We start from the raw sequence: 16,759 nt of genomic DNA on the forward strand, positions 1-16,759 counted from the left end.
TACGTTGGCTTAGTCTCATATAGAAACTAATATTATTGTTTGTTGACGTTTTTGTTTGTTTAGTTTTCAAAGAACAATTAGTGACAGGAATAAATTCTATCATACCGTTAATCAGAATGTCAAATATTATTTTGAAATATTTTTTATCTGTTCAACGAGATTTAATATTATCAGATCCGTTCAACCTTGTCAACAACATCGTGATAATATTTTTTCAATGAGTAGTTTGCATATCCAGCATTCCCTCATCAGGATTACTATATTACTATCATAATCAACTGAAGTCAACCACTATTAGATAATTTTTTTAAAAAAGGCTGTGTTAAACTTGGATGTTGATTTCCGCTGCAGTCGCTCGCTTTCCGCGGGAGTGCGGGGGAGCCTCCTCGGCGCTAAAGCGCCTGTGGGGTCTCCCCTGCCCCGTACTCCCGCAGGAGTCGAGCTTATCCGATCCAATCAACATCGTTTCAAAATCAACAATAACCTTTAACACAGCCTAAAAAAGAAAGCCTGATTTACGAAACGTAACCAGGCAGTTTCACGATAAATGTACTTCCCTTTCCTAGTTCACTACTTACTCGGATCGTTCCTTTATGAGTTTCTACAATCCATTTTGCAATGGAAAGCCCCAATCCATGACCACCTATTTGGCGGGATCGGGATTTATCCGTCCTATAAAAACGTTCAAAAATCCGTTGATAGTCCTCTTTCTTAATCCCAATTCCTGTATCTTGAACAAAAATCCCCACTTCATTGCCTTCTTTTGAAAGCATAAGCTTCACTTCACCACCCTCAGGTGTGTACTTGATTGCATTGTCCAAAAGAATATAAAGCAGCTGTGATAGCCGCTGGGGATCACCTGCCACTTTAAAAGCAACTGGCGCGGATAACTCAAACAGAATCCGTTTGGAAGCTGCAATCGGGTGTAAGGACTCAATTGCTTTTTTAGCAAGGGGGGCTATATCAAACACCTCCGTTTTGAGCTCAATGGTATTCGAATCAGAACGGGCGAGGGTTAAAAGATCGCTGACTAAGTTCGTCATCCGTTTCACTTCCTCCCTCATATTAGCAAGTAACTTCCCTGACATTTCGTCTTTTTCAATCGTCATATCCATCGCATCAACAGAAGAAAGCAGGACGCTTAGAGGAGTTCTTAATTCATGGGATGCATCCCCGACAAATTCACGCTGCCTCTTAAAGGCCGCTTTAATCGGAATCATCGCCCGTTTAGACATACGCAAGCTTATAAATATGGCAACCCCCACAAAAACAATCCCTAACACAATCAGAATGAGAAGCATCCAGTGAAATAACCGATAGGCGAATGAGACGTCTTTACCTATAAATATTTGGCCCAAATATTGTCCTTTATAATAAACATCATGGCTGGCAATCATCAAACGAATATCCTGACTTTCATCAGGTGCACGGAATTCCCCCCTGCCCCTTCGTAAATTATCATTCATGCTGATAATTTCCTTCTGTACTTTCTGATGATTGGACATATGTTTGTTGACAAGGGATAGAAATTCCGGGCGTAAGCGGGGATTGGCCTCGCTGCCCAAGACTACTTCTCCATTAGTATTAAACACATAGTAAAAGGACTGATTTACTCCGGAAAAAATCACTTCTTGATTTTGAATGTCTCTAAGATCACTTTTTCTATTGCTGCCCACCAAATTTTCAATGTAACTCGCTTCCTGTGCAACTAACGTCTGCAGTTCCCTTTCCTGTGTATTAAGGATGACAAAATAAAGAACCGAATAGACAATTAATATAAATAGAAAGAGAAAAAGCATGAGAAGTCCGCTAAAATTGCGGGTCAGCCGATTTTGAGTATTATTGAAAACATCCTTATCGAACCGATTAAAAAGAATGGAGAGAAAATTAAGTTTCAAATTTATACCCCACCCCTCTGATACTTTGAAGCCTATCTTGCTTGTTGATTAAGGTTAGTTTTTTTCTAAGTAATTTAATGGTAGCATCAATCGTCTTCATCGTAACATCAGTATCAAGGCCCCAGACACGCTCGTAAATTAGTTCACGCGGCAGTACTTGTCCTTTATTTTGCACCAATAAATCTAATAGCTGAAATTCACGGGGACTAAACTGGATGTCAGTATCGTCGAATCGGCCCGAATGACTTGCTCTATTTAGGACCAATCCGTCTATCTCTGTTTCATCTTCAACAATAGGGGCAAAATTCCGGCGAGACAGCGCACGCAGTCTCGCTAATAACTCATCAATTTCAAATGGTTTGACCAAGTAGTCATCCGCGCCGGAATCAAGGCCTTCAATTCTATCTTGGACGGTATCTTTGGCCGTTAACATCAGGATGGCCCCCGAATACCCTTGTTTACGTAATCTCCGGCAAACATCCACACCATCACCGTTTGGCATCATCCAATCCATTATAATCACATCATAGTGGGCAGATGTTGCATAATAGAAAGCGTCTTCCCCTTCTTTGACCCATTCAACATTACAATTAGCTTTCTTTTTTAACATATATACTATTAAATCACCAAGGCGATCATCATCTTCTGCGAGTAGCACGTTCATCTTTAACAGGCTCCTTTTTCCTTAATATATCTATTATATATCCTATGGAAGAAGTCTTAAGTTTCGCTTAAAGATAAAAGAAGCACCCAAGCTGATGATTGGTGTGCTTCCCTTTTCATGCATATTATTTTACTAAACTAATGGTTTGCTCTTTTAATTTTTCAATTTCTTTGTTTAACTCATCATCTAATTTGGGCTAGTGTGATCGTCTTTATCCTTTTAAAAATTCCCATTTTATATAAACAAAAGAGAGCCCCCCACTTTCAATGGAACGGTACTCTCTTCATCGTTTTATTATGCAATTTCTCTTTCGGCTTTTAATCTTTTTCTTTTTCTATCTGCAGCAAGTACCTTCATGGATAGGTAGATTCCTGATCCAGTTAAGAAAATCATGGCAATGGCTGTTAAGTCAATTAACCATTTGATATTGGTAGTTCCGATTCTTCCTTCATGCAGCCCTTTGATAACACTCATTAGGGAACCTGATTGTGAGCCTTCGCCTGTAAAGCCGCCTCTTCCTCCCATCGCTGGAACCTGTCCATTTGTAGTACCTTGTGCGCTGCCTGTCGTTTGATTATTCGTAGTACCTTGTGTGCTGCCTGTCGTTTGATTATTTGTAGTACCGTTCGATTGAGCGGCAGTGCCGGACTGTGCTGTCTGGCTAGTTGACTGGCTTGAACCTGTAGTGGTGCTTTGTTGCGGCATCATCATACCTTGTTTAAAATTAGCTCCACCTTCTGTCTGTGACTGACCAATCAGCCATGGCTCATTCATAAGCAGGCCTGTAATAGACTCCATAAGAATAAATATCGAACAAATTAATCCAATCCATAAGTGTGCTTTTCTTGTTTTTTTCAAAGTCATTCTCCTTTTTAATTAATATTTTAGTTTCCTGATTTTCCGCTTGTTGTTCCTTGTCCGAATGTTGTTCCTTGTCGGCCGCTTGGAGCAAAACCTCCGCCTTGCATGCCGCCCATTCCGCCCATTCCGCCCATGCCCTGCATCATGCCTCCTTGCTGACCAGTGGTTGAACTGCTTGAAGACAATGCTGGTAACTGTACGGTTTGGCCTTCGGTTACTCCTTCAGTGATTTCCACATATTCGTCTGTTTCAATACCTGTCTTAACCGTTTTTTGTTCACCGGCTGTTCCAGAAGAACTATCTGTGCTGCCATTGGCTGATGCAATGATGACATATTTTTCATTATTGTCGTTTGTATAAATGGCATCTACAGGAACATATAATGCATCCGTCTTGCTGGCCGTTAAGATAGTTGCTGATGTACTCATCCCTACCTTTAGGTTAGTTGGTTTATCAATATGAATGGTTACATTAAAGGTGGATGAACCATTTGATGATGTTCCTTCTTCTGCAACAGCTGTAACTTTCCCAGTGTAGGTTGCATCAGGGTAGGCACTAACTGTTAAAGTTACTGTTTGACCCACTTTTACTTTAGGTATATCTAATTCATCTACCGAAACAACTGTTTGTAAATCGTTGTAATTGGTAAGATGAGCGACTACCATACCCTTGTTAATTCGATCGCCCGAAGCAACCGAGACTGTAGTAATAGTTCCACTAGTTGGCGCAGTAATTGGATCGCTATCATCCGTAAAGGTTATTAATTTGTCTCCGGCGCTCACTGTGACTCCTGCTGAAACTAAAACCTCATCAATTTCGTTGTTGTCTTCTGTTGCTTTAATATCCTCGGTAGTTACTGGTTCAACTGTTCCCGAACCACTAATTGTTACTTCTAACTTACCTTTTTGTACAGTACCCGTTCGAACCTGCGCAGTAGTGCTTGTACTAGCACTGCTTTTGGAGTGAAACCATTGATAGCCGACATACCCAACAACTAGTACACTTATCAATATCCAAATCCACTTCTTCATTTATCTAAACTCCTTCTATCTCGGAGCAGTCCGGACCCGCCCCAAGCATTTTTTTATTTCATGAGCCTATTATCATGTGCGTCCCTTAACTTATCCTTAATAAAAATTAAAAAAGTAAAAAAGTGCCTGACACCAATAAATGGTTTAGGATAGTGTTAATGTCATTAATGGTGTCAGGCACCAATAAATAGTTTAGAAAAGTGCTAATGTCGCTATTGGTGTCAGGCACCAGCTTATAGCATAAAAAAAGGATATATTATACAATTGACGTAAGAAATGTAAGGGTACGGCGGTGATATTTTTGTTTAGGTTATTATTGATTGAAGACGATCAATCGCTTTTTAATGAAATAAAAGACCGGCTATTGGGCTGGTCTTATGATGTATATGGAATTAGTGATTTCAGCCAGGTGATGCAAGTGTTCACGAGAGTTAAACCCGATTTAGTTATAATTGATATTCAGCTGCCGAAATTTGATGGTTTTCATTGGTGCCGAATGATTCGAACACATTCGAATGTTCCAATTTTATTTCTTTCTTCACGCGACCATCCGACAGACATGGTGATGTCCATGCAGCTTGGTGCGGATGATTTCATCCAAAAACCGTTCCATTTTGATGTGCTGATTGCTAAAATTCAAGCGACCCTTCGCCGCGTTTATAATTACAATCATGAACAAATAACTCTGAAGACCTGGCAGGCTGCAACGATCGATATTGAGAAAAACACGGTCAGCAGCGCGGACGGTACGATTGAGCTCACAAAGAACGAAATGTTTATCTTTAAAAAACTGATTGAACAAAAGAATAAAATCGTCAGCCGAGAAGATTTAATTAAAAGCTTGTGGGATGATGAGCGGTTTGTCAGTGATAACACATTAACGGTCAATGTTAACCGGCTGCGGAAAAAGCTGGACGAGCTTAACCTAGGACGATTTATTGAAACAAAGGTTGGGCAAGGATACATGGCAAGTGAAGAGGCGCAAGGATAATGATTAAAAACTTTTTAAAGGAAAGACGGAGCTGGATTGTTCTTTTTGTATGTTTACAGCTTTTAGTCCTCTTTTCAGGCTATATTGATTCCGCCATACAATTTATGCCCCTTCTCTATATTGTTTTTTTATCCACGCTTATTTTTGTGATCTTTTTGTGCTTTCGCTTCCATAAGGAAACGAAATTTTATGCTGCCCTAGCGGAATGGGAGAACAATCTTGATTTAACCAATATAGCTGAGGCGGAAAGCCCGTTTGAAAAAATTATTGAGGAAAGTATTGTGAATCAAACAGAGCTGCTGAAACAAACGGTTTCGAATAATGTGGTGTCTGTGGAGCAGGAAAAAGATGAGCTTTTATCTTGGATTCATGAAGTCAAAACACCTTTGACAGCCATGCATTTAATGATTGACCGTTTAGAAGAAAGTCCATTAAGAGCACAGTTATCTCTAGAATGGCTGCGAATCCATCTGCTGCTTGATTCACAGCTTCATCAAAAGCGCCTGCCTTTTATGGAGAACGATTTATATATAGAAGAGACTGACTTAAAAACCTTACTTTATAAAGAAATTAAAACACTGCAAACCTGGTGTATGCAAAAAGGAATCGGCTTTGAAGTGGAGTTAGACGCGGCTTACGCCCTAACAGATGCTAAATGGCTGGCCTTTATTATCCGCCAATTGTTAACAAACGCAGTGAAATACAGCGAGGCATCGGATATTATCATACGAAGTTTTATAAGAGATGACCGAACCAAACTGTTGGTTCAGGATTTTGGGCGCGGTATTGACCCAAAAGACCTGCCGAGGATTTTCGATAAGGGCTTTACCTCAACAACCGTTCACCATGACAATGCCTCTACCGGCATGGGTTTATATTTAACCAAGAAAATTTCCGAGTCTTTATTGATTCATATTGATGTCCTATCAGACCCCGGCGTTGGGACCACGTTCACGTTAACCTTTCCACGAAAAAATGAATTCGGCGCAATTTCAGGCGTGTGACAAAAATGTCACATGCTTTGCTGTTTTGTTCGGTTATTCGAAGGAGAAGTTAACCGGCAGATATTATAATTGGATTATCAAATAGAGGAGCGTGTTTGTATGAGTATTTTAGCAGCCAAAAAAATTCATAAGAGCTATGGTAATAAGCTGAATAAACAAGAGGTTTTAAAAGGGATTGATATTACTGTTGAAAAAGGGGAATTCGTGAGTATCATGGGGGCCTCCGGATCCGGGAAAACCACACTTCTTAATGTGCTGTCCTCGATCGATAAGGTCAGCGGCGGAACAATTACGATTGAAGACAAAGAAATGACGGCTATGAAAGAAAAGCAGCTTGCTGAGTTTCGCAAGCAGCACCTTGGGTTTATTTTTCAAGATTATAATCTTTTAGATACGTTAACCGTTAAAGAAAATATTCTTTTACCATTATCCATTACAAAAGTTTCCAAAAGAGAGGCCGATGAGAGGTTCAACAGGGTTGCAACGGAATTAGGGATAACGGAAATTAAAAATAAGTACCCTAATGAGATCTCCGGCGGGCAAAAACAGAGGACATCGGCGGCCCGTGCATTCATCCACGAACCAAGTATTATTTTCGCAGATGAGCCGACAGGAGCGCTCGACTCGAAATCTGCATCCGACCTGTTAAACAAACTTAATGAATTAAATCAAAATCGGACGGCCACTATTGTGATGGTGACACATGATCCCGTGGCAGCCAGCTTCAGCGGCAGAGTGATTTTTATAAAGGACGGGCAGATATATACTCAGTTGAATAAAGGGGAGCAATCCCGGCAGGCGTTTTTTAAGGATATCATGAAAACTCAAGGTGTACTAGGCGGTGTGCCATATGAGCGTTAATCAGCTTATTTTTCGAAACTTGAAAAAAAATCTAAAAAACTACTATCTCTATGTGTTTGCACTCATCTTTAGTGTTGCCCTTTATTTTTCATTTGTCACGCTGCAATATGACCCGGCAATGAATGAAACGAAGGATTCCATTAAAGGGGCAGCCGCCATCCGGACAGCCAGTGTTCTTCTGGTGGCCATTGTCTCAATCTTTTTGCTGTATGCTAATAATATCTTTATTAAGCAGCGAAGCAAGGAAATTGGATTATTTCAATTGATTGGGATGACAAAAACTCGGATTTTCAACCTCCTAAGTGCCGAGAATTTTATTCTTTATTTTAGTTCGATGGTAGTTGGAATCTTTATCGGTTTTTCAATCTCTCGGTTAATTATTATGATTTTATTTAAAATTACCAAGGTGGATGCGATTGCCCGCTTACATTTTTCGTCGCAAGCGTTGGTCCAGAGTATCATTGTATTCAGTGTCATCTATCTCCTAATTATGCTGATGAATTATCTTTTTATTAAGAGGCAGAGTATTCTATCTCTCTTTCGGGTTGTTTCCTCGACGGAAGAGAAAGTGAAAAAAATGTCTATCTGGGAAATACTCATGGGGATTATCGGACTGCTTGCGATTATTTCCGGCTACTATATTTCATCGAAGTTATTTACTGGCGATTATACCACGATGACAGAATTGTTTTTGGCGATGATTTATATTTTGGGTAGCGTCATTATCGGCACTTACCTGTTTTATAAAGGGTCGGTTAGTTTTATTTTTAATATCGTTCGGAAAAAGAAGGATGGCTATCTAACCATTAATCAGGTATTATCCTTGTCATCAATTATGTTTCGGATGAAATCAAATGCCCTGTTACTAACGGTAATTACAACAATATCCGCTCTTGCAATTGGGCTATTGTCTTTGAGCTATATCTCCTATTATTCTGCCGAAAAGATGGCTGAAAACGATACGGCGGGCGATTTCGCCATTACCAATGCAAAAGATGCTGCTAAATTTAAAGAGGCGTTGGCCGCGAAGGATATTGGTTTTGATGAAAAGAGGATTGAAGTACTCCAAGTGTCCGCTAATCTTAAGAACATTATGGATACTAACCTTGAAGGCATGATGGTGGACCCTAGTGAGCTGCCCCTTCCGATGATTAGTGAAAAGGACTTGAAAAATATCAACGTGGCCGCAGATGAGACCATTTTTACCGGTTATAATGATTTACTCCAGAAGTTTATGAGTTTAAAAGAGAGCGGCCGGATCGAATTAAAGGGGCAAACAGAAACAATTCCGCTCCACTACTTAGGATTAAAGAAGGATTTTGTGATTTCCGGATATTTTACAAACGGCGGTCAGCCGATTGCGATAGTGGACGAATCTGTATTTGAACGATTGAAAAAGGATCTAAATCCTTCTATTCAAAAGAAGACTTCTCTCTTTGTTGGATTTACGTTGAAGGATGAGAGTCAGCTAGAAAAGGCCAACCTGGTTTATCAAGACTTGTCCTTTAATGAGAATGACCTATACTCGTCTCGTTTGGAGATTAGTAATACTCAGAAAAAAAATATGGGATTGATTATGTTTATTGTTGGCTTTTTGGGATTAACGTTTCTGATCACGTCAGGCTGTATTTTGTATTTTAAACAGATGGGTGAGAGTGAAGAGGAAAAGCCGAATTATACGATCTTACGTAAGCTTGGTTTCACAGAAGGGGATTTATTGAAGGGAATTCAGGCTAAGCAGCTGTTTAACTTTGGAATTCCGTTAGTGATTGGACTGCTGCATAGTTATTTTGCCGTCCAATCCGGCTGGTTCCTTTTCGGTACCGAAGTTTGGACCCCAATGATTCTAGTGATGGCCCTCTATACTGGTCTCTACTCCATCTTCGGAATCCTATCCGTGCTCTATTACAAAAAAGTGATCAAAGCTGCATTATAAAATGAAGTGCAAAAATATAAAACAAAGCAGCCGTGGAACACGGCTGCTTTGTTTGTGGTGACTGTCACCATTTGCAATATTTACATCATCAAAAGTCACTTATTGGTGCCTGTCACCATTTCTTTATCGATTATCTACTTTTTCTGGATAGAGGTCATGGTTCATTAAGCGGTAGCTCGCCATTTCTTCGTATTTGGTGCCTGGTTTGCCGTAGTTGCACCATGGGTCGATGGAGATTCCGCCGCGCGGCGTAAATTTGCCCCAAACTTCTATATAGCGTGGATCTAGCAGTTTAATCAGGTCATTCATAATGATATTGACACAGTCCTCATGGAAATCTCCATGATTTCTAAAACTAAATAGATATAACTTCAAAGATTTACTCTCAACGATCTTTTTATCTGGAACATATGAAATATACATAGTTGCAAAATCAGGCTGACGTGTCAGCGGACATAAACTAGTAAACTCCGGACAATTAAATTTGACGAAATAATCGCGTTCTGGATGGAGATTATCAACAGCCTCCAAAACTTCTGGTGCATATTCAAATGAATAGGTAGTGCCTTGATTACCTAATAGTGTTAAATCCTTTAATCCTTCTTCGTGGCTGCGGCCAGACATAAAAAAACCCCCTATAAAAATGTGTCCCCACACTTTATAAGAGAGTTTCAGCTGAACGTTTCTTGTTTCCATAAAAACTAATCGGATAAAAAACAAAAAGCCACGCCCTATATGGACATGGCAGAAAGTCATGTATCCATAGTTTTTTATAGAGGGTATCAGCTATGAACCTCTCCCGTTCAAGTACGGGTCTTCCATCTCTATATAATAGAGAAAGGGCACGAAAACGTCAAACAGAAAATATAGGTAATATCTTTTCAAAATGTTTCTCTAAAAGAACTTCCCCCTTGAAGAGACACCCTCCCTACTTTAACTTATCATTTAGAACATTCTCTTCTAAGACAGAGAAATCACCATACACTCTGGTGATATGATTAGCTCCCCATGCACACAGAGAATCTAATATTCCTTGCAAACTCTTGCCATATTCACTAAGCTCATACTCAACCTTTGGCGGAACTTGGTTATATACAATTCTGTTAATAATACCATCTTCCTCTAATTCCCTTAACTGCTGTGTTAACATCTTTTGAGTAATATCCGGCATCAATCGTTTTAATTCACTCGTTCGTTTCTTGCCATGTGTTAAATGGCAAAGAATGACACATTTCCACTTTCCTCCGATTACTTCTAATGTTGCTTCAACCGATATATTATATTTCTTTTCCTTCATTCGATACTCCTCCGTTTTATAGGCACCAAAAAGTACCTATCGCACTTTCTAGTGCCTATATTACTTTAAAGTGCGTACTTTTCCTTTATCCACATATATCCCATAATAACATTTGCCGGTTGAAATATCCCAATATAATTCTTTTTATAGTTTTGCTTTGAGCAAATCATTCATGCAATAGAACGAAATTTAGGAGGAGAGGAAAATGACTTTAGATAAAAAAAGAAGTACCTTCGCTCTTTTGGCGTTAGCCGTTAGTGCTTTTGCCATTGGAACTACGGAATTTATCAGCGTCGGGCTGCTGCCGCTGATAGCAAAGGATTTACAAATATCTGTTACAACTGCCGGCTTAACTGTTTCTTTATATGCTTTAGGAGTAACATTTGGAGCGCCTATTCTGACGTCGCTCACATCAAGGATGTCACGTAAATCCTTGTTACTCTGGATCATGATTGTTTTTATCATCGGTAATGGGCTGGCGGCAAGCGCAGCGAGCATTGGTGTTTTATTAGCTGCCCGTGTGATTTCTGCTTTTTCACATGGTGTCTTTATGTCGATTGGATCAACGATTGCTGCAGATTTAGTCCCTGAAAACCGAAGGGCCAGTGCGATATCGATTATGTTTTCAGGACTTACAGTGGCAACCGTAACTGGTGTCCCGTTTGGAACCTTCATCGGCCAGCAATTTGGCTGGAGGATGGCATTTGTCATCATTATCGCAGTCGGCGTAATTGCCTTCTTTGCCAACAGTATCCTTGTTCCATCTGATTTACGAAAAGGGGTGCAGACTTCGTTCCGTGACCAGTTTAAATTGGTCACCAACGGCCGCTTATTACTTCTCTTTATTATTACTGCGCTTGGTTATGGAGGAACATTCGTAGTCTTTACGTATCTATCCCCTATTTTGCAGGACATTACGGGATTTAAGGAAAGCACTGTTGCTGTAATTTTACTTGTTTATGGTATCGCGATTGCGATCGGGAATATGGCGGGCGGTAAGTTGTCTAACCAAAATCCAATTAAGGCGCTATTTTATATGTTTATTTTCCAAGCTGTTGTGCTCTTTGCTTTTGCTTTTACAGCTCCACATAAAATGGCAGGATTAATCACTATCTTTTTTATGGGACTTCTTGCATTTATGAATGTGCCTGGATTACAAGTTTACGTTGTAATGTTAGCAGAGCGGTTTGTTCCGACTGCAGTTGATGTTGCATCGGCGATTAATATTGCTGCGTTTAATGCCGGAATTGCCATGGGATCCTTCTTTGGCGGCGTGATTACCGACTCGATTGGATTAATCCACACCTCTTGGATTGGAGCACTAATGGTCTTAGGAGCAGTCGTTCTGACGGGCTGGAGCCGAGTCCTTGAGAGGAAAGACCGTGAGGAGACAGGTAATATGGTTGAAAAAGTTATTTAATTTTAACCTATGAATCATGATAGGTGCGGGACGCCCCAGTCCCCTTCGCTTTTTTATAAAAAATAATTTGGAGGATGAATCAGAATGATTAACAACTTACAAGATACAACTACACTTAGCAATGGAGTAAAAATGCCTTGGTTTGGACTTGGAGTATTTAAAGTAGAAGAAGGTCCAGAACTAGTCAATGCAGTTAAGTTCGCTATTAAACATGGATATCGCAGTATTGATACAGCTGCCATCTATCAAAATGAAGAAGGAGTAGGACAGGCAATCCGAGAAGGAATCAACGAAGCAGGTATATCAAGAGAAGACCTTTTTGTTACATCAAAGGTGTGGAATAGTGACTTAGGCTACGAAGCAACGCTTGAAGCCTATGAGACAAGCTTGAATAAGCTAGGTTTAGATTATTTAGATTTATATCTAATTCATTGGCCTGTAGAAGGTAAATTTAAAGAAGCGTGGCGGGCCTTAGAAACTCTTTATAAAGAAGGCAAAGTAAAAGCCATTGGTGTAAGTAACTTTCACGTCCATCATCTGGAGGATTTATTGAAAGAGGCCGAAATCAAGCCAATGATCAATCAAGTGGAACTCCATCCGCGTTTAACACAAAAGGAAATCCAAACTTTTTGTCTGGAACAGGGAATCCAGATGGAAGCATGGTCACCATTAATGCAAGGGCAGCTATTAGACCAGCCGGTTATCCAAGAAATTGCTAATAAGTATAACAAGTCTACAGCACAAGTTATTTTACGTTGGGACCTCCAAAATGGGGTTGTCACCATTCCAAAATCAACAAAAGAACATCGCATCATCGAAAACGCTGATATATTCGACTTCGAACTAACCAAAACAGAAATGAAACAAATTGACGATCTGAACCAAAACCATCGCGTCGGCCCAGACCCCGACAACTTCGACTTCTAAACATCACACAAGGGTTGAAAATGGTGTCTTTTCACCATTTTCAACCCTTTTATTGTGTAAATGTACTTTTTGGTGCCTGTCACCGTTTGCACCCTTGCCACCTTCTTTAACCACTTATCGGTGCCTGTCACCCTTTAGAATATTTTCCCTGGGTTTAGGATGTTTTTGGGGTCGAGGTTGGTTTTGATGCTTTTCATGATAGGGATTAGGTCTCCGTGTTCTTCTTGTAGAAACGCCTTTTTGCCGAGCCCGATTCCATGTTCCCCAGTGCAGGTTCCTCCTTTTGATAAGGCATATGAAACAATCTGATGATGAACCGCCTCCACCACTTCCAACTCTTCTTCACTATTAGGATCAATTGGCAAGCAGGCATGGTAATTGCCATCACCGACATGGCCTAAAACAGCCCCCTCTAAACCATATTTCTCGATTACATCCCTCGTCTGTTTTAAGGCCCCAGCCAGTTCTGATAATGGGACGCAGACATCAGTAAACATTAAGACTTTTCCAGGATTAGCCGCCTGAATGGCAAACGCGGCATGATGCCTTGCCTCCCATAATTGTGCCCTTCTTAACGAGTCATTCTCAAATTCAAAAGAAACACATTGCTCATCCTTAAGAATCTCTTCCATAACTTCCACACTATATGTAACTTCCGGTTCATTTCCGCTGAACTCCAAGAAAAGAGTTGGCTCTTCCCTGAAATCGGTACTCTTAAACTTATTAACTGCCTGTATTGTTTTTTCGTCAACCAGCTCGATCTTCCCGATTGCAAGACCTGCTTTTAAGAGAATAGCAGCAGCATTACCGGCGGCTTCAATCGAGGGAAACACAGCTTTTACAGCAGACACAGCCTCTGGTATACCCCTCAGCTTTAAAGTAATCTCCGTAAAAATGCCCAGTGTCCCTTCTGATCCTATTAACAACCCCGTTAAATTATAGCCCGCCGAAGATTTAAAGGAATGCCCGCCTGTTCGAATGATGGATCCATCTGCTAAAACCACCTCTAAGCCGAGGACTTGATCACGCATCACTCCGTATCTCACGCTGTTAGTACCGCTGGCATTCGTGGCCGCCATACCGCCAATTGAAGCATCAGCTCCTGGGTCCGTCGGAAAAAACAATCCATGTTTTTTCAGAGCCTGATTAAGCTGATTTCTTGTGACCCCAGGCTGTACGGTCACTTGAAAGTCATCCGGCTGGATGGATAAGATTTGATTCATCAAACTGAAGTTAAGACTGATGCCACCGTATACCGGTATAATATGTCCCTCTAAGCTCGTCCCCGCCCCGTAAGGCACGAGGGGAATGGAATGCTCACTAGCAAATTGCACAATCCTGCTTACTTCTTCTTTTGACTTAGGAAAAACAACGGCATCCGGACAGGATGGTGTATGATATGCTTCCCCTTTACTGTGCTGTTCTAAAATAGTTTCATTGATAGAAACACGCTCACTATCCCCGACAATCGCTAACAATTCATCATTCAGATTCATCTTGAGTCCCCTCCATAACAGTGAAACTAGTAAACTTCTTTATAATTATTTTAAACGTCGGGGAAGTTAATTTATAGTTAATATTAAAAATTTTCACTTATTTCTTTAAAATCAACAGCTTTTAAATGATAGATTTCAGAGAAAAAGTCTGTTTTGATTAACGGCAGGTTAAGCCCCATTTTCATTAACTCATCTCCATAAAGGACTTGACCACTGTCGTTTATTTTGTATCGAAGCTGCGGATTCAGCCCGCGTAATTTCATTCTCAGGAAAGGCGGATTCGGTGTTGCCAGCGTCTTATAGTAAAATACCACCGCTTGCTTTTGACCTCGTCCTACATACATCCAAGCGGTATCCATCCCCTCAAAAGGGCTCCAAAGCCGATACAAATCACCAAATAGGACAGTATCTTTTATTTGATGATAAAACTGAATTTCCCGCCCAACTAGCTCTTTGTCCTCCCGGCTAAGTTTATCGATATTTAATTCAAACCCGAGATTGGCGGCCATGGCGACATGACATCTCATCTCCAAAGGTGTTACCCTGCCAGTTTGATGATTGGGAACATCTGATACATGGGCACCCATCGTAATAACCGGATAAACTATACTGGTTCCATATTGAATTCTCAGCCTTTCGACCGCATCCGTATCATCACTCGTCCAGGTCTGCGGCATGTAATACAGCATCCCTAAGTCAAAGCGGCCTCCCCCGCCCGAACAGCCTTCAAACAAGATTTCAGGAAAGCGCTCCGTTAAAACCTTTAAAATCCGGTACAAACCCAGCATATAACGATGAGCCGTTTCCTTCTGTCTTTCTGGCGGCAATAAAGCAGACCCCGCCTCCGTCATATTCCGATTCATATCCCATTTAACATAACGAATTGGAGCACTCCGAAATAGAGCCGTTAGCGTTTCAATCAGCCAATCACACACATCAGCCCGGCTTAAATCCAGAACAAGCTGGTTTCTTGAAAGTGTCCGGTTCCTCTCGGGTACATGGAGACACCAATCTGGATGCATGCGAAATAAATCGCTGTCAGGTGAGACCATTTCCGGCTCCACCCACAAGCCAAATTGCATCCCTTTCCCATTGATATAACTAGCTAGTCCACCCAATCCATTAGGAAGTTTTTTCCTATTAACTTTCCAATCTCCAAGCGAGCTTTTCGCATTATCACGATGACCGAACCAGCCATCGTCCAAAACAAACATCTCAACGCCAAGTTCCTTAGCGGCATCAGCAAGATTTCTTAACTTTTTTTCAGTAAAATGAAAATAGGTTGCCTCCCAATTATTAATGAGGATGGGCCTGGGCCTGTCACGATATACTCCGCGGCAAACCCGGCCTCGGATGATTTTATGAAAGGTCCTCGACATTCCACCCAGCCCTTCTGACGAATAAACCATCAGAGCTTCCGGTGTTTGAAACACAGCACCAGGCTTCAACAACCATGAAAAGTTAAATGGATTAATGCCCATATTAATACGAGTGATCTCAAAGGGGTCTACCTCAATAGATGCTTGAAAATTCCCGCTGTATACCAGACTAATCCCATATACGTCGCCTTGGTTTTCCGTTGCATCCTTTGAAAGTAAGGCCAGAAAGGGATTATGCTGATGACTGCTCGCACCCCTTGAAGAAGAAATGGATTGAACACCATGAGTAAGCGGCCTTCTCTCAATTTGCCGCTCCCGTGCCCATGTTCCTTGAAGGTGAAGCAAATCCCATTTCGAGTCATGAAAATCAACCGACATGCTCATGCCCTTTTCTATCTTCACCTCACAGCTGCCTAAATTTTCAAACGAGACAGATCTCGTAATCACATCAAATTCACGGTAAATTGTATAATGAAGATTCAGCCCGACACCGAGGATGGAATCTACCAATGTTACCACCAGCGTGTCCGCTTCATCATTCTCCTCCACATAGGCCGTCGGCAAGCCTTTCAAACGAGGCTTTCCTTTAAAAATCTCATAGGAATCATATACAAATTCAGTTACTGTTGACCCATCAGGACTCTGAAGCTGATAAGCTGGTATCCGGAAGTCGCCGTTCCCAAAGGCAGGATATTCCTGCGGCAGGGTATCAAGTGAAAAACGGGGGTCAGCCGGTTCATTCATCGGCGAAAAAGTCCTGCCTTTAAACGGAAGGATTGCTTTTGGCTGGAGCATTTGCACCTGACTCCCCCAATATAAATGCGCTAAATACTTACCATGGACAAGCTGCATCAAGTAACTGATACTGCCATTATACAAATGAAATAACTTCTCTTTTTCATTCCATTCAATTGGCATAATACCCACTCCTAAAATGACATTTACTTCACTATATTCATGGTGAAGCGGAAAATGGTGTCAAGCCATACATAAA

At 41.0% G+C, this 16,759-nt stretch carries 14 protein-coding genes and 1 riboswitch; of the genes, 6 read left to right on the plus strand and 8 right to left on the minus strand.

The features are described from left to right. Positions 1–515 precede the first annotated feature (515 nt). From V7266_RS23145 to V7266_RS23160, 4 genes are all read right to left on the minus strand, one after another. Positions 516–1,898, minus strand: a complete 1,383-nt coding sequence (locus tag V7266_RS23145; protein ID WP_335471403.1) for a sensor histidine kinase — start codon at positions 1,896–1,898, stop codon at positions 516–518. Then, positions 1,888–2,562 carry a response regulator transcription factor gene (locus V7266_RS23150; RefSeq protein ID WP_335471405.1) on the minus strand — a complete coding sequence of 225 codons (675 nt, stop codon included), beginning with the start codon at positions 2,560–2,562 and terminating at the stop codon, positions 1,888–1,890. Before V7266_RS23150 ends, V7266_RS23145 begins: the two co-directional genes overlap by 11 nt. A 294-nt stretch (positions 2,563–2,856) precedes the next feature. Beyond that, complete coding sequence (locus V7266_RS23155) at positions 2,857–3,420, minus strand: PepSY-associated TM helix domain-containing protein (protein WP_335471408.1); 564 nt, start codon at positions 3,418–3,420, stop codon at positions 2,857–2,859. Positions 3,421–3,446: 26 nt separating this feature from the next. Beyond that, positions 3,447–4,454 (minus strand): efflux RND transporter periplasmic adaptor subunit, encoded by a 1,008-nt coding sequence (locus V7266_RS23160; RefSeq protein ID WP_335471410.1) that lies wholly within the window; start codon positions 4,452–4,454, stop codon positions 3,447–3,449. A 301-nt stretch (positions 4,455–4,755) separates the two neighbouring features. Here V7266_RS23160 and V7266_RS23165 point away from each other — a divergent pair, with 301 nt between their 5' ends. From V7266_RS23165 to V7266_RS23180, 4 genes are all read left to right on the plus strand, one after another. After that, the gene (locus tag V7266_RS23165) at positions 4,756–5,445 is read left to right on the plus strand and encodes a response regulator transcription factor (protein WP_335471413.1); all 690 of its coding nucleotides are present in this window, start codon (positions 4,756–4,758) and stop codon (positions 5,443–5,445) included. Next, positions 5,445–6,449: a sensor histidine kinase gene (locus V7266_RS23170; RefSeq protein ID WP_335471415.1), complete on the plus strand. Its 1,005-nt coding sequence runs from the start codon at positions 5,445–5,447 to the stop codon at positions 6,447–6,449. The genes V7266_RS23165 and V7266_RS23170 overlap by 1 nt, the downstream gene beginning before the upstream one ends. Before the next feature lie 99 nt (positions 6,450–6,548). Further along, positions 6,549–7,310, plus strand: a complete 762-nt coding sequence (locus tag V7266_RS23175; protein ID WP_335471418.1) for an ABC transporter ATP-binding protein — start codon at positions 6,549–6,551, stop codon at positions 7,308–7,310. Next, positions 7,300–9,246 (plus strand): ABC transporter permease, encoded by a 1,947-nt coding sequence (locus V7266_RS23180; protein ID WP_335471420.1) that lies wholly within the window; start codon positions 7,300–7,302, stop codon positions 9,244–9,246. The genes V7266_RS23175 and V7266_RS23180 overlap by 11 nt, the downstream gene beginning before the upstream one ends. Positions 9,247–9,369: 123 nt before the next feature. On the opposite strand, the gene queF is transcribed toward V7266_RS23180, so the two are convergent. Beyond that, complete coding sequence (gene queF, locus V7266_RS23185) at positions 9,370–9,870, minus strand: preQ(1) synthase (protein ID WP_335471421.1); 501 nt, start codon at positions 9,868–9,870, stop codon at positions 9,370–9,372. Between the two features lie 132 nt (positions 9,871–10,002). Further along, a riboswitch (PreQ1 riboswitch) is annotated at positions 10,003–10,049 on the minus strand. A 125-nt stretch (positions 10,050–10,174) separates the two neighbouring features. After that, entirely contained in the window at positions 10,175–10,543 is a 369-nt protein-coding gene (locus tag V7266_RS23190) for a winged helix-turn-helix transcriptional regulator (protein WP_335471422.1), read from the minus strand. 205 nt (positions 10,544–10,748) lie between these two features. On the opposite strand from V7266_RS23190, the gene V7266_RS23195 reads away from it, so the two are divergent. Both V7266_RS23195 and V7266_RS23200 read left to right on the plus strand, forming a co-directional pair. Continuing rightward, positions 10,749–11,963 carry an MFS transporter gene (locus tag V7266_RS23195; protein WP_335471423.1) on the plus strand — a complete coding sequence of 405 codons (1,215 nt, stop codon included), beginning with the start codon at positions 10,749–10,751 and terminating at the stop codon, positions 11,961–11,963. 84 nt (positions 11,964–12,047) lie between these two features. Continuing rightward, a complete protein-coding gene (locus V7266_RS23200; RefSeq protein WP_335471425.1) occupies positions 12,048–12,890 on the plus strand; it encodes an aldo/keto reductase in 843 nt (280 codons plus the stop codon). Between the two features lie 134 nt (positions 12,891–13,024). Here the strand turns inward: V7266_RS23200 and V7266_RS23205 are convergent, their stop codons facing one another. Continuing rightward, entirely contained in the window at positions 13,025–14,386 is a 1,362-nt protein-coding gene (locus V7266_RS23205; RefSeq protein ID WP_335471428.1) for an FAD-binding oxidoreductase, read from the minus strand. Between the two features lie 83 nt (positions 14,387–14,469). Further along, positions 14,470–16,683, minus strand: coding sequence for an alpha-galactosidase (locus V7266_RS23210; RefSeq protein ID WP_335471430.1), 2,214 nt, complete (start codon positions 16,681–16,683; stop codon positions 14,470–14,472). Positions 16,684–16,759 lie beyond the last annotated feature (76 nt).

Source organism: Neobacillus drentensis, from assembly GCF_036965645.1.
In the GTDB taxonomy this organism is placed as follows: Bacteria; Bacillota; Bacilli; order Bacillales; family Cytobacillaceae; genus Neobacillus; species Neobacillus drentensis_D.